This window comes from Trueperella bialowiezensis, from assembly GCF_900637955.1.
GTDB lineage: Bacteria > Actinomycetota > Actinomycetes > Actinomycetales > Actinomycetaceae > Trueperella > Trueperella bialowiezensis.
This window is the reverse complement of sequence record NZ_LR134476.1, coordinates 104,198-124,557: the sequence shown is the minus strand read 5'-3', so window position 1 is coordinate 124,557 and position 20,360 is coordinate 104,198. Positions and strand designations below refer to the sequence as shown.

General features: G+C 59.1%; 19 protein-coding genes and 1 riboswitch. Of the genes, 18 read left to right on the top strand and 1 reads right to left on the bottom strand.

Annotated features, from left to right (window positions below; all coding sequences use genetic code 11):
- The first annotated feature begins 24 nt into the window (after positions 1-24).
- From rpoZ to hisG, 11 genes are all read left to right on the top strand, one after another.
- On the top strand, positions 25-291 hold the full coding sequence (gene rpoZ / locus EL234_RS00595) for a DNA-directed RNA polymerase subunit omega (protein ID WP_126415648.1): 267 nt from the start codon (positions 25-27) through the stop codon (positions 289-291).
- Entirely contained in the window at positions 281-1,498 is a 1,218-nt protein-coding gene (coaBC, locus tag EL234_RS00590) for a bifunctional phosphopantothenoylcysteine decarboxylase/phosphopantothenate--cysteine ligase CoaBC (RefSeq protein WP_126415647.1), read from the top strand. The genes rpoZ and coaBC overlap by 11 nt, the downstream gene beginning before the upstream one ends.
- A complete protein-coding gene (metK, locus tag EL234_RS00585) occupies positions 1,495-2,682 on the top strand; it encodes a methionine adenosyltransferase (protein WP_126415646.1) in 1,188 nt (395 codons plus the stop codon). The genes coaBC and metK overlap by 4 nt, the downstream gene beginning before the upstream one ends.
- A 30-nt stretch (positions 2,683-2,712) precedes the next feature.
- Positions 2,713-4,791 (top strand): primosomal protein N' family DNA-binding protein, encoded by a 2,079-nt coding sequence (locus tag EL234_RS00580; RefSeq protein WP_126415645.1) that lies wholly within the window; start codon positions 2,713-2,715, stop codon positions 4,789-4,791.
- 33 nt (positions 4,792-4,824) lie between these two features.
- Positions 4,825-5,754, top strand: coding sequence for a methionyl-tRNA formyltransferase (gene fmt, locus EL234_RS00575; protein WP_126415644.1), 930 nt, complete (start codon positions 4,825-4,827; stop codon positions 5,752-5,754).
- Positions 5,747-7,159 (top strand): RsmB/NOP family class I SAM-dependent RNA methyltransferase, encoded by a 1,413-nt coding sequence (locus EL234_RS00570; protein ID WP_126415643.1) that lies wholly within the window; start codon positions 5,747-5,749, stop codon positions 7,157-7,159. The genes fmt and EL234_RS00570 overlap by 8 nt, the downstream gene beginning before the upstream one ends.
- A gap of 15 nt (positions 7,160-7,174) precedes the next feature.
- On the top strand, positions 7,175-7,834 hold the full coding sequence (gene rpe, locus EL234_RS00565; protein ID WP_126415642.1) for a ribulose-phosphate 3-epimerase: 660 nt from the start codon (positions 7,175-7,177) through the stop codon (positions 7,832-7,834).
- Positions 7,835-7,898: 64 nt separating this feature from the next.
- A riboswitch (FMN riboswitch) is annotated at positions 7,899-8,020 on the top strand.
- Between the two features lie 54 nt (positions 8,021-8,074).
- On the top strand, positions 8,075-8,842 hold the full coding sequence (locus tag EL234_RS00560; protein WP_126415641.1) for an ABC transporter permease: 768 nt from the start codon (positions 8,075-8,077) through the stop codon (positions 8,840-8,842).
- The gene (locus tag EL234_RS00555; RefSeq protein ID WP_126415640.1) at positions 8,839-9,852 is read left to right on the top strand and encodes an ABC transporter substrate-binding protein; all 1,014 of its coding nucleotides are present in this window, start codon (positions 8,839-8,841) and stop codon (positions 9,850-9,852) included. Before EL234_RS00560 ends, EL234_RS00555 begins: the two co-directional genes overlap by 4 nt.
- 23 nt (positions 9,853-9,875) lie before the next feature.
- Positions 9,876-10,139, top strand: coding sequence for a phosphoribosyl-ATP diphosphatase (locus tag EL234_RS00550; protein ID WP_126415639.1), 264 nt, complete (start codon positions 9,876-9,878; stop codon positions 10,137-10,139).
- 14 nt (positions 10,140-10,153) lie between these two features.
- On the top strand, positions 10,154-10,999 hold the full coding sequence (hisG, locus tag EL234_RS00545) for an ATP phosphoribosyltransferase (RefSeq protein ID WP_126415638.1): 846 nt from the start codon (positions 10,154-10,156) through the stop codon (positions 10,997-10,999).
- On the opposite strand, the gene EL234_RS00540 is transcribed toward hisG, so the two are convergent.
- Positions 10,983-12,083, bottom strand: coding sequence for a DUF3866 family protein (locus tag EL234_RS00540; protein ID WP_126415637.1), 1,101 nt, complete (start codon positions 12,081-12,083; stop codon positions 10,983-10,985). The two genes, hisG and EL234_RS00540, sit on opposite strands and share 17 nt — an antisense overlap.
- 32 nt (positions 12,084-12,115) lie before the next feature.
- Between EL234_RS00540 and EL234_RS00535 the strand changes: the two genes are divergently transcribed.
- The 7 genes from EL234_RS00535 (at position 12,116) to EL234_RS00505 (ending at position 20,345) form a co-directional block, all read left to right on the top strand.
- Positions 12,116-13,033 (top strand): helix-turn-helix transcriptional regulator, encoded by a 918-nt coding sequence (locus tag EL234_RS00535; protein WP_126415636.1) that lies wholly within the window; start codon positions 12,116-12,118, stop codon positions 13,031-13,033.
- On the top strand, positions 13,026-13,964 hold the full coding sequence (locus EL234_RS00530; protein WP_164712255.1) for a helix-turn-helix transcriptional regulator: 939 nt from the start codon (positions 13,026-13,028) through the stop codon (positions 13,962-13,964). Before EL234_RS00535 ends, EL234_RS00530 begins: the two co-directional genes overlap by 8 nt.
- A gap of 2 nt (positions 13,965-13,966) precedes the next feature.
- Positions 13,967-14,338: a hypothetical protein gene (locus EL234_RS00525; RefSeq protein WP_126415634.1), complete on the top strand. Its 372-nt coding sequence runs from the start codon at positions 13,967-13,969 to the stop codon at positions 14,336-14,338.
- Positions 14,335-15,240 carry a diacylglycerol/lipid kinase family protein gene (locus tag EL234_RS00520; protein WP_126415633.1) on the top strand — a complete coding sequence of 302 codons (906 nt, stop codon included), beginning with the start codon at positions 14,335-14,337 and terminating at the stop codon, positions 15,238-15,240. The genes EL234_RS00525 and EL234_RS00520 overlap by 4 nt, the downstream gene beginning before the upstream one ends.
- Positions 15,240-17,873, top strand: a complete 2,634-nt coding sequence (locus tag EL234_RS00515) for a DEAD/DEAH box helicase (RefSeq protein ID WP_126415632.1) — start codon at positions 15,240-15,242, stop codon at positions 17,871-17,873. Before EL234_RS00520 ends, EL234_RS00515 begins: the two co-directional genes overlap by 1 nt.
- A 223-nt stretch (positions 17,874-18,096) precedes the next feature.
- The gene (gene lnt, locus EL234_RS00510) at positions 18,097-19,596 is read left to right on the top strand and encodes an apolipoprotein N-acyltransferase (RefSeq protein ID WP_126415631.1); all 1,500 of its coding nucleotides are present in this window, start codon (positions 18,097-18,099) and stop codon (positions 19,594-19,596) included.
- The gene (locus tag EL234_RS00505; RefSeq protein WP_126415630.1) at positions 19,593-20,345 is read left to right on the top strand and encodes a polyprenol monophosphomannose synthase; all 753 of its coding nucleotides are present in this window, start codon (positions 19,593-19,595) and stop codon (positions 20,343-20,345) included. Before lnt ends, EL234_RS00505 begins: the two co-directional genes overlap by 4 nt.
- The last annotated feature ends 15 nt before the right edge of the window (positions 20,346-20,360 follow it).

Below are 20,360 nucleotides of genomic sequence, written 5' to 3'. Positions count from 1 at the left end.
CAAGACTTTCGTGGAGAGGCAGATATGTTCGGAACGACCCCTAATCCTGAGGGCATTACCTCACCGGCCATCGATGAGCTGTTGGACAAGGTGGATTCCAAGTACACGCTCGCCGTTTTCAGCGCGGCACGTGCCCGCCAGATTAACTCTTACCGTCAGGAAATGAAGTCTGGTGATCCGAACGTCACCAGCATTGGTCCGCTCGTTCCCGCAACACCTGAAGACAAGCCGCTGTCCATTGCGTTGCAGGAGATCGCTGAAGACAAGCTCACGATGAGCCTTGAAGACTAAACGTGTACTCGTAGGAGTTACCGGCGGGATTGCCGCCTATAAAGTGGCGGGTGTGGTGCGCGGCCTTCGTAAGGCTGGCATCGACGTCGTCGTGGTGCCGACCCCGAACTCCCTCGATTTCGTCGGAGCGACAACGTGGGAGGCGCTGTCAGGTAACCCGGTGCATGTTCACACCGCTGAAGGTGCAGACGAGGTAGTACATGTGCGCACAGGGCAAGAGGCCGACCTCGTGCTTATCGCTCCCGCCACGGCTAATACGATGGCGAAGATCGCCTCGGGAGTCGCCGATAACCTGCTCACGGCCTCCGTGCTCGTAGCGACCTGCCCGGTGCTCATGGCCCCGGCGATGCACACGGAAATGTGGAACAATCGCGCTACGCAAGCCAACGTGGCAACTCTTGCGGCCCGCGGCGTGGAGTTCATCGGCCCGGAATCTGGCAGGCTTACCGGCCAGGATTCAGGCATTGGGCGGATGAGCGAACCGGAAACTATCGTGCAGGCCGTGCTCGATCGCTTAGATGGCGAGGACGTGCAGGATCTTGCCGGTCTAAAGGTTGCTATCAGCGCGGGTGGAACGCGCGAGCCCATCGATCCGGTGCGGTTCATTGCGAATAGGTCGACGGGACGGATGGGTGTAGCGCTTGCGAACGAGGCGGTTCGCCGGGGTGCGAATGTTGTACTTATCGCTGCCAACATTGATGCTTCAGTCATGGCAGAGCTCGACCCGGCCGTACAGATCACGCCCGTGGGTTCGGCTCTCGACCTGCAAACCGCGATGATCGAGCAGGCCGAGCATGCTGATGTGCTGATTATGAGCGCTGCCGTCTCTGATTTCCGGGTGGATAACGCTTCAGATACGAAAATGAAACGCGACGGCGACCTCACCTTGCGGCTTATTGAGAACCCCGACATTTTGGCTGGGCTTGCACGGGAGAAGCGCCCAGGGCAGATCGTCGTCGGCTTTGCAGCTGAAACCGGTGATGGGGACGCCGACTACCTCGAACATGGCCGGCGTAAAGCTAGGCGTAAAGGCGCAGACTTGCTCGTCATCAACAAGGTGGGCGAGACCGCCGGTTTTGGTGCAGTCGATACGGCCGTGACCATCGTTGATCGCGACGGCGCTACGGTTGCCGAAGCCGCCGGTACAAAGGCCGACGCCGCGACTGCAATTTTTGATTCCATTGCAACCTATAGGAAGACCACGTGAGACTACAGCCCTTCACTTCAGAATCAGTGACCGAAGGCCACCCGGACAAGGTATGTGACCGTATTTCCGATTCGATTTTGGATGCGATCCTTACCCAGGATCCGGGTGCGCGCGTGGCGATAGAAACGCTTGTATCGACTGGCCTTGTACTTGTTGCTGGCGAAGTGACGACCACGGCCTACGTGGAGATACCGGAGATCATTCGGGCTGCTGTGCGCGATATTGGCTACACCTCGTCAGACATCGGTTTTGACGCCGATTCGTGCGGGGTCATGGTGTCAATCGGCCAGCAGTCGCCTGACATCGCCGGGGGAGTAGACGAATCCTATGAGGCGCGGACCGACGCTGGCACTGATCCCTACGATCTTCAAGGTGCTGGTGATCAGGGACTCATGTTCGGCTATGCCACGAACGAGACGCCCGAGCTCATGCCGCTTCCGATCCACCTGTCGCATCGACTTGCTGAACGGCTCGCTCAGGTTCGCAAAGAGGGGATCGTTCCCGGCCTGCGTCCCGACGGCAAAACTCAGGTGACCATTGACTACGGCGAGAACGGCCCGGCCGCCGTTAACACCGTCGTCGTCTCCACGCAGCATGACGACGACGTCACCCAGACTTGGTTGGAACGTGCGATTCGCGAACACGTTATCGATCCCGTACTTGCAGCGGAAACTGACCTGGATACCTCGGCAATGAAGGTGTACGTCAATCCGTCGGGCAGGTTCGTCATGGGAGGCCCGCAGGCCGATGCCGGCGTGACCGGACGCAAGATCATCGTTGACACGTATGGAGGAATGGCTCGTCACGGGGGCGGCGCGTTTTCGGGTAAGGATCCCTCAAAGGTGGATCGTTCGGCCTCGTATGCTGCCCGCTGGGTGGCCAAGAACGTGGTTGCGGCAGAGCTTGCCGATCGGTGCGAAGTGCAGATCGCGTACGCGATCGGGAAGGCGAAGCCGGTTTCGGTGCGGATTGACACGTTCGGAACCGAGAAGGTCGCGCTGGCGAGCATCGAGAAGGCTGTGGATAAAGTTTTCGATTTGCGGCCTGCCGCGATTATCGCCGAGCTTGATCTACTGCGTCCGATCTACGCTCAGACGGCCGCCTATGGCCATTTTGGCCGCGCACACGCCGATTTCACGTGGGAGAAGACGAACCGAGTCGAAGAGTTGCGAGCAAATCTCTAACGTGTCGGTAGCTCGTGATTGAATACAGTCATGAGCGATGGCGCGGGTCTGTTCGACCTTCCAGAATTTGGTCACCAGGAAGAGCTGCTCTCCCTGGATCCAGTTGCGCGCCAGTTTGATTCCACAGTCGAACTCCCAGTAGCTAGAGTTCTGCCGGATTTACCGCTGGCACACATGGATAGGCTTTTCGACTATGAGATTCCGGAGAAGTATGCGGACGTCAAGGTCGGTGCGCGGGTCCGGGTCGTGATTGGCTCGCGAGAGGTTGACGGCTTTATTGTGGAGCGGCGAGAAAGCACCACGATGCAGCGCCTGCGGCCAATTAAACGCGTGGTATCGAACATCGGGGTGCTGACTGCCGAGGTGCTGACATTGTGCAGAGAGATTGCACGGCGCCAGGCCTGCCCCGTGGCTTCGGCTATTCGACTCGCTATACCGCAACGGCATGCGCGAGCAGAAAAGGAGTTCCTCGAATTTCCACCGCCGGAGCAGGCTGATCTGCGTATTCCAGATTCTAGTGCGTGGGATCGCTACATCGGAGGCACCGAGTTCGTGTCCGAATTTCGGGCGGGCAGGCGCCCGTCAGCAATCGTCCAGCTGCGGGCTCGCGACCGCGCACGAGACCTGCTTCCGTACCTCATCGCGCAGGCGCGCACCGCCAACAAGAGCGCCCTTGTCGTCGTCCCCACTCCCGTCATGGCTCGCTCATTGGCCGCCGATATTGCGCAGTTGCTCGGCGAGCAGGTGGCGGTCATGATGTCCGACGACGATCACGCGAGCCGCTACCAAACTTTCCTCGGAGTTTTAACCGGCAGATCGAAAATAGTCGTGGGCACGAGGTCAGCCGCCTGGGCGCCGGCGCAGAATCTTGGTTTAGTAGCTTTGCTCGACGATCACCATTCGGCCCTGCGGGAGAAGCGTGCACCCTATGCGCATGCCCGTGAAGTGTTGGCGATCCGTGCCGCACAGTCAGAATGCAGCTTTGTCCAGTTCGGTTTTGGGCCGAGTCCGCAAGGTGCCCACATGGTCTTCCGCGGCCAGGCTCAGTGGATCACGCCCGCCCCGAGCCAGCACCGTAGTGGGGTGCCGCATATCCTGTCGGCAAACGATTTTCGAACAGAAGGCCTCGACCTGGCGCGGATGCCCTCGTCAGTCTTTTCGGTCACGCGAAGCGGGCTGGAACGCGGACCGGTGCTTTTTACCGTTCCGCGAGCGGGTTACATTCCGATGCTTGCGTGCCAGCAATGCCGCGAGATCGCCTCGTGTAGTGAGTGCGAGGGGCTCCTTGCCATACCGCAACCTGATGCGGCGCCTGCGTGTACGCGCTGCGCACAGGTATACCGCGATTACAGGTGCCAACACTGCGGCGATAGTCGGTTACGCGCGGTTCGAATCGGTTCCCAGCGCACTGCCCAAGAGATCGGGCGGGCATTTAAAGGAACGCCGATCCACATTGCCGGTGTGGCGCAAACGCGGGGCGAGATCGATGCGTCCGCACGGATCGTGGTGGCCACGCCAGGAACAGCACCGTATGTGCCGGGCGGCTACGCGGCGGGAATCGTGCTTGATTCCGGGTATTTGCTTCGTTCCACGAATCTCGAATCGGATGTCCAGTTCTTGCGGACGATCACTCATGTGGCAGCGCAGATACGGCCACGAGCCTCAGGCGGTACGTTGCTGATCGTCGGCGATGTCCCCACAGAGCTGATCAACGCCCTACACGCATGGGATATGGCGGGATGGGCCGAGCACACCCTCGCCGAGCGGCAGGTGATCGGTTTACCGCCTGCGGCCGTGTGGGTCGAAGTGAAAGGTGCGGCCGATTCTGTGCGCGATTACCTTGGTATCGTTCGCTCGGTTGCCCGCGAACGCGGTTATGAGCCTAACGAGCGTGACGTCGACGCCCTGTTGACTGGCGGCGCGCACGACGTGATTCCGGGCATGGCTGTTCTTGGGCCGAACAGGGATGGTAACGACGTCGTCGTCTACCTGAGATATGCGCAGGAAGAGCGCGTTGACAAGACTGCGATCATTTACGAGGCTCTACGAATCCTGGCCGCGCGCCATATGGCACCCGGGCTGCGCGTCGTCGTGGATCCGGCCATTTAGCAAATGTGCAGCGCTAGTTAATATGATGTAGCCGTGCGAATTATTTTTGCTGGAACCCCTGACACTGCTGTGCCGTCGCTGGACGCGCTTGTTGCCGACCATGACGTGCTCGGCGTTCTTACTCGCGTGCCCGCGCCCGTTGGGCGTAAGCGCGTGTTGACGAAGTCTGCGGTTCACCAACGCGCTGAGGAGCTCGGCCTGCCGGTCCTGACACCCACGACGTTGCGTGATGCGGACGTGCAGCGCCAAATCGCAAAGCTCGGCGCTGATGCCGTGGCCGTGGTCGCTTACGGGATGCTCGTGCCGCCGGAACTTCTTTCCGTGCCGCGTTACGGGTGGATTAACCTGCACTTTTCCCTGTTACCGCGGTGGCGGGGTGCTGCTCCGGTGCAGTACGCCATCGCAGCGGGGGATACCCGCACCGGCACGGCCGTGTTCCAGATTGAAGAAGGACTCGATACCGGGCCGGTGTACGACGTCGTGGAGCGAGAGATCGCGCCCACCGACACCGCTGGCGACCTGCTCGCCGAACTGGCGGTCAGTGGAGCACGCCAGCTCTCCGAGGTGCTCACGCGTATCGAACACGACGCGTTGACGCCGCAGCCCCAGGTTGGCGAAGCAACGCACGCTCCGCGTTTTTCCGCGAAAGACACCCACATTGATTGGCGCGAGGGCGCGCATGTTGTGTCGGCGCAGAGCCGCGGCTGGTGGCCGGCACCTGGTGCCTGGACGAAGCTGGGCGAGACGCGGGTCAAGCTCGGTCCGGTGCGCCCAACAGACACGACTGGTTTAGCACCGGGGCAGATTGACGCCGGCAAGCGGGTGCTCGTGGGCACGGGCACGACGGCGGTTGAGCTGGACCAGGTCGGCCCAGCTGGAAAGCAGTGGATGGCTGCCGCTGATTGGGCGCGTGGTGTGCAGACGAGCGACCCGCGTTTTGAGGTAGGAGGCTCCGATGCGTGAGCGGCCGAAGAATTGGCGGCCGGGCAGGCAACAATCGGATCCTGCACGTAGCGTTGTTTTCGAGGTCCTTATGGACGTGGAAGTCAACGGCGCGTATGCCAATATTGCCCTGCCGCGAGCGATCCGGGAGGCACGGCTTGGCAAACAGGACGCCGCCTATGCCACGAACCTCACCTACGGGACGTTACGAATGCAAGGGCGCTGGGACGCCATCTTGATGCACTGTATGGATCGGCAGAATATAGACGCCGAAGCGCGGGTGTTACTGCGCATGGGCGCTCATCAATTGCTGGACATGGGAACGCCGCCACACGCAGCAATTCATGAGACTGTCATGTTGGCGCGCAACAAAGTCGGCACGGGTGTGTCCGGTTTTGTGAACGCGGTTCTGCGGCGGGTATCTGAACGTTCCTTGAAGCAGTGGCAAGAGCAGCTGATTAGCGATCACGGCAAGGTCAACACGGTGGGATTTTTAGCTGCCTGGTTTTCGCACCCACAGTGGATCGTGCGAGCACTATCCGCCTCCCTGCGCGAGCATGGCCGCAGCCACAAAGATCTCATTTCAGTCTTACGCGCACACAACGAACCGGCTGAGGTCGCGCTCGTGGCTCGGGACATCCCCGTTCCCGAGCTCATGGCTGACATTTCACGGGGCAAGATGAGCTCACGCCCGGGCGAGCTCGTTGACACCGCAGTGCTTCTCGAGGGCGGGGATCCTGGCCGGATTTTCGCAGTACAAGACGGATACGCGGGCGTACAAGATGAAGGATCGCAACTGGTGGCGCGCACCTTTGCGGCCGCCGAAATTTCTGGCCCGGATTCCGCGTGGCTTGACATGTGCGCTGGTCCGGGAGGTAAAACAGCTACCCTTGCCGCGCTCAATCCGAGGGTCGATATTTTTGCGAACGAAATCCACGCACACAGGCTTGACCTCGTCCGCGATTCGGTTGCTCCGTGGGCCGATCAGGTACACCTGCGGTTAGGTGACGGGGTAGAGATCGGCATGGAAGAACCCGGGCGCTACGATCGGGTGCTCATCGATGCTCCCTGCACCGGCATTGGGGCGCTGCGCCGCCGGCCGGAAGCCCGGTGGAACAAAGAAGCAGGCGACGCACTCGACCTCGTGCGCACCCAGCTGTCGCTACTCGAATCCGGCTGGGAAGCACTCCGGCCCGGAGGAGTGCTCGGCTATGCCACGTGCTCGCCCTACTTGGCCGAGACGACGGACGTCATGGATACTTTTCTCGCGGGGCGCGCCGACGCCGTCGTACTTAATGCCAACGAGATAGCGAACGGGCAGTCACTGAAGAAGATCACGGGAACCGGCGACTATCTACAGCTGTGGCCGGACGAGCACAAGTCGGATGCGATGTTCCTTGCGCTCGTGCGCAAGGCGGAAGGCTAACGATAGGGTGGCGGTATGCGTATCAATCCCTCGATTTTGAACTGCGATTTTTCGAATCTGCGCGGCGAGCTGCATAAGATCCGCAACGCGGACTGGGCGCACGTGGACGTCATGGACAATCATTTTGTACCTAATCTGACGATGGGCGTGCCGATTGTAGAAGCCATTGTAAGTGCCTCGCAGATTCCGATTGACGCGCATCTCATGATCGAAGATCCGGATCGGTGGGCTCCGCAATATGCTGAGGCGGGCGCACAGTCGGTGACGTTCCACGCCGAAGCCGCGGCGGCACCACTGCGCCTTGCCCGCGAACTTCGCGCAATGGGTGTGCGTGCAGGAATCGGCCTGAAACCTGCTACGCCGATAGAACCTTTCCTCGATATTCTTGACGAGTTCGACATGATCCTCATTATGACTGTCGAGCCAGGATTTGGCGGCCAGTCGTTCATCCACTCGATGATGCCGAAGGTGCGCAGGGCGCGCGAGGCGATTGACCGCCACGGCCTAGACGTGTGGGTGCAAGTCGACGGCGGAGTATCGCGCGCAACCATCGAGATCGCCGCAGAAGCAGGAGCTGACACGTTCGTTGCCGGATCAGCTGTATACAACGCCGAGGACGCCTATGCGGAAGTCGAACACCTTCGCTCGATGGTCGCCGGGCACGCACACAACTAGGCACTGCCAGGCACGCACCGGCCTGCCAGTTCGTATCCGCACACGGAAGCACGTATAGTGGGCTGTGATGCTTCGGGGTCAGTGAAAGTCTGAACCGGCGGTGATAGTCCGCGACCCGGCCTCCGGCCGGCTGATGAGGCGAAATTCCTCAACCGACGGTTAAAGTCCGGATGGGAGAAGCGATCGGCGCGTGAGCGCCCTTTTCGCGTACAACACCCCGTTGTATCGGGGAGAACGCAGATGAAAACGACAGCGAAGTGGCTAGCCCCACTTGTGCTTGGCGTGCTCATTTTCGCTGCGTGGGTGTTCGCTACTGAATCTGGCATGGTGGGCAGCTGGGCGCTGCCGAGCCCTGGCCAGGTGTGGCACCGGCTCGTGGGTGGAATATCTGACGGCTATCTCCTTGATGCAACACGACAGACCGTGTGGGAAGCTACCCTTGGGTGTTTCTTTGCGGCCATCATCGGCGTGCCGGTGGGATTTGCTATCGCACATTCAAAATTGTTAGCCGCATCCCTGCAGCCGTATTTAGCGGCCTCGCAGGCGATTCCGGCGGTTGCGATAGCTCCTTTACTGGTGCTGTGGGTGGGATACGGGACGACGCCGATCGTGTGGTTGTGCACGATCATGGTGGTGTTCCCCATCATTATTAATACGAGCGTGGGCGTTCGCGGTATCGATCCAGATCTGATCGGGGCTGCGCGCCTCGATGGAGCCGGGCCGCTCACTCTCATGGCACGAATCGAATTGCCGTTGGCAGCACCGAATATTCTTGCTGGGCTGCGCAACGGGTTCACTCTTTCCATCACCGGGGCAGTGGTTGGCGAAATGGTGATCGGTGGGCAGACCGGGCTCGGAATCGTGCTCACCGGTGCGCAGGCACTCAATGACGTGGCTGGAATGTTTGCCGCGATCATCATTCTTGCGGTGATTGCCATCGCCATCTACATCGCAATCTATGCGTTGGAAACCCGCGCATATCACGCTGTATCGGAAAGGCAGCCATGAAGAAAATCATCGCAATGTTAGCCGCATTCGCACTAGCCCTCGGCCTTACGGCTTGTTCGGGAACGGATTCTCCAGATGCTCACGGCACGCAAGAATCTACCCCGCACATAACCCTGGGGTTGACGTACATTCCGGACGTCCAGTTCGCGCCGATCTACATGGCCAAGGAGCGCGGCTACTTCGACGAGGCCGGAGTGGACGTAACGATCCGTCACCACGGCCCGCAAGAATCCCTGTTTGGCGCGATTCAGGCGGGCGAAGAGGACGTCGTGTTCGCAGGCGGTGATGAGATGCTGCAAGCCAGATCCACGGGCGTGGATATCGTTAACTGGGCGACGATGTACCAGACCTATCCCGTGACACTCATCGTTAAGGCGGACTCGGGGATGACGTCTGCCGCTGATCTTGCTGGCAAGAAAGTCGGGTTGCCCGGCCCGTATGGTGAAAACTACTACGGCTTGCTCGCCATGCTCAAGGACCACGCGCTGAGCGACGTCGACGTCCAATACATTGGCTACATGCAGGTAACGGCATTGGCAACAGACGCGGTCGATGCCATCATCGGTTTTACGAACAACGACGCCGTGGCGATGCGAAACGCTGGAATCGACGTCGTCGAACTCCCGCTCGTACAAGGCGATCTGCCACTTATTGGTGTGGGGCTGGGAAGCCTTGCCAATAACCTCGACCCGGACACGCTCGCCAAGGTACTGGTTGCGATTGAGAAAGGTGCGCAAGCCGCGGCTGAAGACCGAGAGGCGACGCTCGACGTCGTGGAACAGTACGTGCCGTCGCTAAGTGATCCAAACCAGCGAGAACTGGCAGGCAAAGTGCTTGAGGCGACACTGAAGCTGTACAACGGAGGCGAAACCTTCGGCGGGCAAGACGAAGCTCGGTGGGAAGCAATGGCAGAGTTTATGGCGCAGGCAGATCTGCTCGAAAGCGACGTGAAAGCCACCGACGCCTACACGACGGCGGTGCTTGACACACGGACGAAAACCGAGCGCTGAACCAACTTCGGTAGGATAGAGCTGTGAAAACGTTTGAGGAACTGTTTGACGAACTGTCCGTGAAAGCAATTGAGCGCCCGGAAGGCTCGGGCTCTGTTAAAGAGCTGGATGCCGGGGTGCACTTCATTGGCAAGAAAATTCTTGAGGAAGCCGGTGAAGTGTGGATTGCAGCCGAATACGAATCTGACGAGGAACTTGCTGAAGAAGCCTCGCAGCTGCTCTACCATTTGCAACTCATGCTTATTAAGCGTGGGCTCACGCTCGACGACGTCTACCGTTACCTGTAACCGCGAGGAGAATCATGCTTCGAATTGCTATCCCAAATAAGGGCTCTTTATCGGAGCCTGCGTCTCGAATGCTCAGCGAGGCGGGCTATCGCCAGCGGCGCGAATCGCGCGAACTGGTGCTCGTTGACTCGGAAAACGATGTGGAGTTTTTCTATATCCGCCCCCGTGACGTGGCCGTCTATGTGGGTGCTGGCACCGTGGACGTGGGGATCACCGGCCGTGATCTGCTGCTAGATTCTGGGGCGAACGCGGTTGAACATCGCGGTCTAGGGTTTGCGCGGGCCACGTTCCGGTTTGCCGCGCCGGGTGGAGAACACCTGAGCTTGGCTGATTTGGCTGGTAAACGAGTGGCAACATCGTATGACGCCCTGGTGACGAACTATTTGGCCGATCACGGTATCGACGCCGAAGTGGTCCACCTGGATGGCGCAGTGGAGAGTTCCGTGCGCCTGGGCGTTGCGGACGCGATTGCCGACGTCGTGGAAACCGGTAGTACGCTACGGGCCGCGGGCATGGCAACGTTCGGTGAGCCGCTACTGAGGTCGGAAGCAATCTTGATCCGTAATGCGGACGCGCCACTGACACGCGAGTTGGAGATTCTAGATGGGCGCCTCGAAGGCGTCATCATGGCACGCAACTACGTACTGATGGATTATGACATCCAACGGGATAACCTTGACCGCGCGGTCAAGCTGACTCCCGGATACCAGTCGCCGACTGTCTCGCCTCTTCATGACGAGAATTGGGTGGCTGTTCGTGCGATGGTTGAGCGTAACACGATGAACCGGGTGATGGACGATCTGCACGACGCCGGTGCGCGGGGGATCATCGTCACTCCGATTATTACGTCGCGGATCTAGCAGACAGTTCCCCGCCGTAGACTCCGGCCGCGCACGCTGCTAAGAATGCGAGCGGGTCGTCGGCAAAGCCGCGGCCCATCGTGTTCAGCGGCGTAGGCGGATCGGCGAGCACGTCGGTGAGGTGATCTGCTGGTAAAGCAACCAGAGAAAGGTGAGCGTGGCTGGCCAGTTCGACGAGCTGGCCAGCCATTTTCTCTCGGATGTGCGAATCCATGCCGGTCAGTTCCGGTACGACGACAGCGCACGGCGTGTGGACGACGTCGCTAAGGACACGCATTGTGTGGTGGGAGATGCCGAGGTGCCGTTCCCGCGGATCGGCCTGGGATGCGCGCAGTGCGGCAATCGATGTGCCGCCGAGCACGTGAGCGGCGTTGAGTGCTTCGCCAATCGACGTGCCGGAAAAACCCCAACGGGTGTCCGTACCGAGATTGCCGGGCCCTTGTGCGACGACGGCAACATCGGCGTGCCACACGAGCCTTGCCGCAAGGAGGGCAGTGTGCACGTTGACCGCTTCGAGTTCGCCGCCGTAAGACTGACCAGCTGTGATCGTGCCAATGATGTGGCCATCAGTACGCAGCCGATACGCCGTTTTAGAAAACCAGGCCGGTAGCGCGCCGCCGTCGGTCATAATGTAGGCGATCCGCGCGCTCGGGTTGGCATGCTGGATACCGGCGACGATAGCGGGAAGGGCCGAGTGGAGGTCGGCTGCGATCACGGGCATGTCAGTGATCGAATCAGCATCGTGAAGCACGGCGTGGTGTGGGGATTCTTCTTCATCCACGCCAAGCACCATGACCTGGTTCGGAGTGTAACGTGCTTTGACGATGTGACCAGCTCCCGCGGGTGGGTCTACGGGTAACCGATCAGGAAGCGCTGCGATCATCGCGTAACCGCCCGTGCCAAGTCCGCGTTCTAACGCGTTGACGGTGACAAGTACCCGATCCCCGCGCTGCGGTGTTCCCACGTGCGGCGTATAGGCGAGAGCACGGATCTGCGTGCCGTCTTCTAACTGGGCTTCATATTCAATGGCCTTGCCCCACGAATCTTTTTCTCGGGTGATCTGCGCGTATCGCCACTTCATCATGTTTGCCAGCATAGTAGATTAAAGTTAGATCCATGACGCACGAATCTCGCACAGCTAGTGAACGGCGGTTCGCGTTGCTCGTGTGCATCCGAAGTATGAAGCCGACCATCGACGACATGATGGCTCTACCCGTGTACCACGACTACGCCGAGGGCAACCGCCGCAGGTACGTGGAACGTGACGTTCAGCGGCTACGCCACAACGGATATCCCGTCGTCGTCGATGATCGCGGCCGATACGTGCTTGATCAGTCAACTAATATTCACGTCGATGCCAGTGGGGTTGAACTCGGTATTCTCAGCTCGCTTTTGCAAGCAAAAGGGACAACCACCCCGTTCGTTCAGGCGCAGCACGGTATTACGAAGCTGCTGTCTCGCGGGCAGGTGGCGCAAAAATCTGCGCACCTGACCGTTCATACTCCCGCTGGCGAAGAAGCTGTGCGGATCGCGGCCGCAATCCAGATGGGCAAACGTATTTCGTGCCAGTACACGCCCGCTAGTAGCGCCACGCCGAAAACATACGTTATTGAGCCGTTTCGGTTAGAGGCGCATTTCGACGTCTTCTATTTGCGCGGCTACCAGGTGTCCGTCAACGGCGAGCCGCGCACCGGGCAACGCACATATAAGCTAGACCGCATCGACGGCGAGGTTGAGATTCTCGACTCCGATATCACCTACGAATTCGACGACTCCGCTGACTCGGATCTCGCGCCGATCAATGCGACCGTGCGGTTGCATCGCGAACTTCCGTTGATTGCACAAGCGAGCAGCGTTAACCGACACGATGGCGTGATCGACATCGAACTAACGAATATCGACCGCGGCGATCTCTACGCGGACCTCATGTTTTACGGTCTCGACGCCGAACTGCTCGGACCTGCAGATGTGCGGGCAGACTTCCATCGCCGCGTCGAACATGTGGCACAGCTGGGGGAGGGCGGCAATGACTGACCTTGCGCTGAGCCGAAAAATATCGATTTTGGCTTATCTTGCCGATCACGAGCCCACGCTTGCTGAGCTGTCTGATCATTTTACGACCTCGCCGAGCAAAATGAGGGCGGACCTTTCGGAAGTTTTTACCACCGAATACGCGGCGCACGGCGGCTTTGAGACTCCTGTTGACGTGGAGATCCCTGACAATCCTCGCGGCAAAGTGATTCTGCGAGAAAACCAGACTGGGCTGCTACCTTCGCTGACGCTTGCCGAGGTTATTTCTTTGCTCGCGTTGATTGATGACATGTATGGCTCAGTTGATACGACGACGCGCACGCACCTTGCAAAACTGCGAGAGCGCATCGCACAGGCCGCCAGCGAGGCCGGGTTTGGTCAGGCGCTGTGGCCAGCGCCCACGGTTAACCTTGAAGATACGACGGCGGGACTGGTGGCAGAAGCGATCGCCGAGCGCGCCTGTATTGAGATTAGCTACCTTAAGGCCGGAGCTGATCTGCACGTGCATAGCGAAGATGTGGTGATTGCGCCGGTATCACTGACAACTGGTTCGCATCCGCTGCTTATCGCGGCAAAAGATTCCCAGCTGCGCACCTATCGGCTTGATCGCATCACGGATGTGAAGATCCTTGACCAGCACTACACGCGAGATCTCGGCCGTAACATTCAGGCGCAATATAAAGCGGATGCCGAGTTTTCTGGCAGGACCGTGCGCATCGTGTGTACGCCTCAGGCTCGCTGGGTGGCAGAAACCATCCCTGTGGAATCGGCGACCGAAGAGTCTGGCATGCTGGTGATCGACATGACCGTCTCCTCGATGTCCTGGCTACGTACGCTTCTCATCCGTATCGGAGAAGAGCTCGTCCACATCGAACCGGATACTGTGCGTGATGAGATGGTCAAAGCCGCACATAACTATCTTGAGGTGCTGTAAACGTGTGGGTGTGGGTACTCATTATTGGTTTGATCGCGCTTGCGATCTATCTCGCGGTCATACTTCGAGACGTGTGGCACGCGGGCAAACGTCTTGGCAAGGAAGCTAGCAAACTCGCAGATAAGCTCGGCGATATTCTCAACCAGCCAGATCGAGAACTTGGCCCGGTCTCAAACGTCTACACCGATCCTGAGCGCGTTGCCGCGGCGCGTGCGGATCGCCAGCGCATATCGGACGTGCGTTCGACTGCACGCCAGCGCCGTCTGAATAAGGCGACGGACAGGTGGGCACACGTTACCGATACCAGTTTTGAATCTATTGATGGGGCCGCACGTGAAGAAGCGAGGCGGCGCGTTCAGGAAGCGCGTTCATGAAAATAGCTGTTGCTCTTAATCCCGCCGCAGGCAAGGGTCGTAGCCTACGCTACCGCGATGCGATTGCGTCCGCGCTCGATCTGTATCCGATTGAAGCGGAATGGATTTCGGCCCCGAACCGGCCGGGCGCGATGGACGCCGAGCGTCTCATCTCACGGGGGATTGACGCGCTCGTCGTCGTTGGTGGCGATGGTCTCATTCATGATGCAGTCAACGCGATCGGCGATTCCCACCTGCCACTTGGGATCATTGCCGCCGGCTCTGGTAACGATATCGCCCGCGAATTTGGCTTGCCCATTCATTCGGTGCACGATTCGATGCACCAAATCGCAGCCTCACTGCTCACGGGACGCAGCCGATGCGTCGACGTCGTCGACATCCAATGGTCTGGAGGTAGTGAACGTGCCCTTGCGATCGTGTCTGTGGGAATCGACGCGGATACGAACCATCGCACGAACAATCTCAGCTGGCCGAAAGGAAATTTGCGCTATGTGCGCGGACTTGTTGGCTCTTTGCTCAACTACCGTCCCTACGGGGTACAGATCACCATGAACGGGGATACGGTGGCCGGTTCCATGACCCTGCTGTCGATCGCTAACACCCGGTATTTTGGTGGCGGCTTTTGCATTGCACCGCAGGCGGTTCCCGACGACGGCCTGCTCGACGTCGTCGTCACCCCCGGCTTCCGTTACGCGGATATCGCAACACGGCTGAGTAAACTGCTCATTCATAAGCACACAAGCGATTCTCAGGTGCACGTGTATCGAACGCGAGAAATCCAGGTGGAACACGCTCCTCAGCACGGCGCACCGCTGCCCGTCATCATGGCTGACGGCGAAGAAATCTGCCCCGCTCCAGCCACGATACGGGTGCTGCCCAAGGCGCTCAGGCTGGTGCTGTAATGAGCCTTATCGCGGATAACTTTATCGACTCCTACGCCGCACGGGACATCCACCTCGATCCGTTCCAACTGGAAGCGATCGAGGCGCTTGATGCGGACCAGGACGTGCTCGTCTGTGCTCCTACCGGTGCAGGTAAAACCGTGGTCGCCGAATACGGCGTGGAACTCGCGCTCGCCCGGCTCTCGCGGTGTATTTACACCGCGCCGATTAAAGCGCTGTCGAATCAAAAATACCGCGACCTCGCGCAGTCTTTGGGGGAGGAGAACGTCGGGCTGCTGACCGGCGACCAAACAATCAACCGTGACGCCCCCATTCTCGTGGTCACCACCGAGGTGCTGCGCAACATTCTTTTCCAGCGCGACGAGATGATTCGCGACGTCGGCTACGTCGTCCTCGACGAAGTGCACTATCTTGCCGACGAGTTTCGCGGCCCAGTATGGGAAGAAGTCATCTTGCAACTGCCGGCTCACACGAGACTCATCTCGCTGTCGGCCACGATTTCGAACGTCGAGGAGTTCGCCGGGTGGCTACGTTCTGTGCGCGGGCCGACCGCCGTCGTTGTTTCGACTGAGCGCCCGGTTCCGCTGGTTCAGCATGTGGCCATCTCACGCAAGTTGCTACCTCTTTTCGGTCACGACGGCGAAATCTCTGAGCGCCTACTGCAGGCAGACGCGAATCTCACGCAACGTTCGGAAGGTGGCGGTTTTCGGCGGCGTCGGCAAACATCGGCAGTTCGGCGTAAGCGTGTGGTGCGCGAGCTAGAAGGGCGCAGCCTACTTCCGGCGATCCATTTCATCTTTTCTCGAAAGGGATGCGACCAGGCCGTTGCTGACCTGCTGGATGCAGGAGTGTTCCTCACCAGCAAGAAACAGGGAAAACAAATCCGCCGCCGCTTGGAGCAGTTACGCGCAGAACTCTCGGTGGAAGATCAGCGAGCCGTTCGCTTCGACTTTTGGGCGACGGCGATGAGGCGCGGTTTCACCGCTCATCACGCGGGTATGTTCCCCGCACTCAAAGAACTAGCTGAAGACCTCATGGAAGACGGCCTGCTCATGCTCGTGTATGCCACGGGCACGCTCGCGCTCGGTATTGACATGCCCGTGCGCACAGTCGTCCTCGAAGATCTATCACGGTGGAACGGAACTGACTTCGTGGACCTATCGGCCACGGAATACACCCAGCTCATCGGGCGGGCCGGCCGGCGCGGTAAGGATAAGGTGGGCCACGCCGTCGTGCTTCATACAGATGACCTGGACGTCCATAGGCTTGCAGATCTTGGTAGCGGGCGTGTAGAACCCCTTCAATCGGCGTTTTATCCGTCATATAACTCCGTGGTCAATCTGCTCGCCCACCACACGTTTGCAGACGCGCGGGCAATTATGGGCACCTCGTTCGCCCAATACCAGCGCAACGCCGACCTTGGTCATATCCGCGGTCAGATCACTCGAATCGGCTCGCGGATCGCTCCGCTCGAAGCCGAACTACGCTCCGCGTGCGAGCGTGGCGACGTCGTTGACTACCTTAAGGTGCGAGCCTCAGCGGAACGAGCCACCAAGTCTGAACGTAAACGTGCCAAAGCGGCCTACCGGGAAAAAATAGAACGCTCGTGGCAGGCAGCAAAAACCGGCCACCTCTATGCATATGCGCGTTCAGGAGAGCTTGAATATGGCGTGGTGCTATCGGTCGGGCGTAGGCTTCGCCTCGTTAACGTCTACGGCGGGCTCGTGTGGCTCAACGAGGACGAACTTTCCTCTGAACTGCGCGATCTAGGAAAGATTCCCATGCCGTTTGGGGTCTCGCCGAAGAAGCTCGAGGTGCGCGAGCAGATAGCGGACAATATCTTTTCCGCTATCCAGGAACGCGAAGAGCTCGGCGTCGATCAAGACCTGACTGGATCTTGGGATCGGTTCGCTGTGCGTTCCTCCCCGGAGCTCGACGCACACCCGGTGCATCACTGCCCCGATCTTGCTGACCACGTCGAACAAGCCGAAGAATACCTCAGCCTGCGAGCACGGCTAGACGAGTTAGATAGTCTTGCCGAGAGCTTCGATGATTCCGTAGCGAAAGAATTTGATGCCACCGCGGGCGTTCTTGCAAGGCTGGGATACCTAAAACCTGGAGATACCGGCACAACGGACACCGGAATGGTTAAACTCGCTGGCGGGGCGGCCATTTTGCGGGGCATTCACAACGAGGCCGACCTGCTCATCGTCCAGTGCCTGCAAGAAGCACAGTTCGGCGAACTAACACCGGCAGAGTTTGCTGGCGTCTGCTCAGCTTTCCTCTGTGATCGCAGACTGGGGGAGCACCTACCACGGCACGCGCCGCTACGGGAAAGCTGGCGCGCTATCGAGCGCAACCTGGATTTCTTGCAGCGCTTTGAAGCAGAACACGGAATCGCGCGTACAGCCTTGCCATTTCCCGGCGGAATGGATGCTTTTTATGCTTGGGCATCCGGCGCCGATCTTGAAGCGGTACTCAAGATGAGCGATATCGTGGTCGGCGATTTCATTTCAGCCAACCGGCGGCTCATCGACCTGCTCGGCCAGATCGTTGAGGTTTTTCCGGCGGACTATGTTGGGCAAACTGCGAGCGAAGCTCGAGAGCTCGTACGCAAATGGCAGTGGCTTTAGCCCCGCTGCAGTGGCCACGTGCGACGCCGATAGCCAAGTGCAGACGGAAGACTGGCACGTCTCACATTTGAACTCGAGTTGCTCCACCTCATCGGGTGCCTTAGGCTTGAGGGACGCATCAAGCGCTAGTGCGCAGGCTCCGCACATTCGATAGAAAACGATCGTGAGATCGGTCCGAGGAATGAGCCAGGAGCCTGCGTTTCTTTTGTCATAGGATCGAACAGTGAGATTTCTAGCAGCGATAGCCGGGGGCGTAGCCATGTGGCTGGCCAACGAGCCCACAGCTTGGTGGGCACTGGCTTTCCCTGCGATAGCACTGCTGTGGCTCATCGTGAATGGTAGGGGAGCGGGGCGAGCCTTCGGGCTTGGCTCGGTATGTGGCGCTGCCTTCTTCCTTCCACTGTTTCACTGGGCGACCCCCGCGGCGGGTACCGCTCTTGCACAGATCGCTCTTGGCCTCGTAGAAGCCATCTACATCGGTGTTCTGGCAGGTGTGTGGGCTTTGTTGAGCCGGCTTCAGATTCGGGACCGGCCAGGCGTGTCGATTGCCATCCAGATCGTTACGGCAACGTTGGCGTGGCTGGCAATGGAACAGCTTCGATCCAGCTGGCCCTTCGGCGGCATGCCGTGGGGCACGCTCGCCTTCACGATGGTTGACACGCCTTTTGCCCGGTTAGCTCCCTACGGTTCGACCACTGCAGTTGGCGGGATCGTGATCGTGATAAGTCTGCTCGTGGCGCACGCCCTCACTGCCGGATTTTTCCGCGGTAGTGTGTGCGTCGCGCTTGCCGCGATGCTCGCCGTCGTACCGATTTTCGTGCCCGTTGGAGGGCGCTCTGCCTCGACTGTGAAAGTCGCTGTTGTGCAAGGTGGTCCTGCTTCTCCTCAGGCAGAAAGCCGCGCGTTAGCAGTCACGGACAACCATGTAGAGGCCACCAAAGAACTTTTAGAAAGATCTGAGCAACCGGACTTTATCGTGTGGCCAGAATCGTCGTCAGACCGTGACGTGCGCAAAGACCCGACGGCGGGCGACGCCGTTACTCAGCTGGTCGAGCACGCTGGCGTGCCGCTCGTCATGGGTACCCAAGAATATATTGAGCAAGGGCGCTATAACGACGTGCTTGTTATTGAGCCACAGCGCGGCGTCACTGATAGGTATTCCAAACAGCATCCTGTGCCGTTCGGTGAGTATATTCCACATCGCGACTTTTTCCGACAGTTTACCGACGCCGTCGACCTGGTCAGCGTTGACATGCTAGCCGGCCAAGGTCCAGCGATCGTACGGGTACCCACTGCCGGTGGCGAGCTCGTGCTCGGCGTTCCTATCTGTTTTGAAGTCGCCTATACCGACATCGTCGCAGATGCCGTCACACAGGGCGCGCAGCTGCTTGTTGTTCCAACCAACAACGCCTCTTTCACCGGCACTGGCCTAAGCCCACAACAATTTGCCATGTCACGCTTCCGGGCGATCGAGCATTCTCGAACGGTGATCCAGGTGTCAACAACTGCAATCACGGGAGCAATCAATTCTCGTGGTCGAGTATTTTACGAAGCGGACCAGAACGTTCCTGCCGCAGAAGTTCTAGATATTGAACTTCAAACGAAAGTCACATTCGCCGCTCGCAGCAGTCGAGAGCGCACGTTCATTATCTATATTCTCGGGGCAGTAAGCGCTATGGTGGCATTAGCGCATAGTTGTCGAGAAAGACGAGGCCAACGATGAAGGTAGTCATTTGTATTCCCACCTACAATGAGCGCGAATCATTGCCCGGTATTCTCGACCGCACGCGTGCCGCAGTGCCAGAGGCAGACATTTTAGTTATCGACGATAATTCTCCCGACGGCACAGGCGTATATGCCGACGAGCGCGCGGCCGCAGACTCACAGATAAACGTGTTGCACCGCACGGCAAAAGAGGGCCTTGGACGGGCATACCTTGCCGGTTTCGAATGGGCAATCGACGCCGGATACACTCACGTATGCGAAATGGACGCTGATGGAAGCCATCGCCCAGAACATCTACCGCAACTTTTGGCGCGGGCGGATGCTCCGGATAAGCCAGACCTGGTGATCGGCTCGCGTTGGGTAAGCGGTGGGGAAGTGGTGAACTGGCCTAAGCACAGGGAAGTGCTCTCCCGCGCAGGTAACCTCTACATCAAACTGTGGCTTGATCTGCCCGCGAAAGATGCCACCGCAGGTTTTCGAGTCTTTCGGACAGATACCCTCAAACGCCTGGACTTTACTGAGGTGGAATCACGCGGATACTTCTTCCAAGTGGATATGACTCTGAAAATGCGCGATTTGGGTGCAAAGATCGTCGAAGTACCGATTTCCTTCGTGGAGCGGGCGGCCGGCAACTCGAAAATGAGCGGAAATATCATCGGCGAGGCATTCGTACGTGCCACGAAGCTTGGTTTTGACCGCCGCAGTAGCCAGCTCAAAGATTTTCTGGCTGGCCTGCAGCGTAAATAGGTGCCGATAGGCGTG

Coding starts and splice junctions, on each gene's coding strand:
- rpoZ (WP_126415648.1), top strand. CDS start 25: ATGTTCGGAACGACCCCTAATCCTGAGGGCATTACCTCACCGGCCATC.
- EL234_RS00580 (WP_126415645.1), top strand. CDS start 2,713: ATGAGCGATGGCGCGGGTCTGTTCGACCTTCCAGAATTTGGTCACCAG.
- EL234_RS00570 (WP_126415643.1), top strand. CDS start 5,747: ATGCGTGAGCGGCCGAAGAATTGGCGGCCGGGCAGGCAACAATCGGAT.
- rpe (WP_126415642.1), top strand. CDS start 7,175: ATGCGTATCAATCCCTCGATTTTGAACTGCGATTTTTCGAATCTGCGC.
- EL234_RS00560 (WP_126415641.1), top strand. CDS start 8,075: ATGAAAACGACAGCGAAGTGGCTAGCCCCACTTGTGCTTGGCGTGCTC.
- EL234_RS00555 (WP_126415640.1), top strand. CDS start 8,839: ATGAAGAAAATCATCGCAATGTTAGCCGCATTCGCACTAGCCCTCGGC.
- hisG (WP_126415638.1), top strand. CDS start 10,154: ATGCTTCGAATTGCTATCCCAAATAAGGGCTCTTTATCGGAGCCTGCG.
- EL234_RS00540 (WP_126415637.1), bottom strand. CDS start 12,083: ATGATGAAGTGGCGATACGCGCAGATCACCCGAGAAAAAGATTCGTGG.
- EL234_RS00535 (WP_126415636.1), top strand. CDS start 12,116: ATGACGCACGAATCTCGCACAGCTAGTGAACGGCGGTTCGCGTTGCTC.
- EL234_RS00530 (WP_164712255.1), top strand. CDS start 13,026: ATGACTGACCTTGCGCTGAGCCGAAAAATATCGATTTTGGCTTATCTT.
- EL234_RS00520 (WP_126415633.1), top strand. CDS start 14,335: ATGAAAATAGCTGTTGCTCTTAATCCCGCCGCAGGCAAGGGTCGTAGC.
- EL234_RS00515 (WP_126415632.1), top strand. CDS start 15,240: ATGAGCCTTATCGCGGATAACTTTATCGACTCCTACGCCGCACGGGAC.
- EL234_RS00505 (WP_126415630.1), top strand. CDS start 19,593: ATGAAGGTAGTCATTTGTATTCCCACCTACAATGAGCGCGAATCATTG.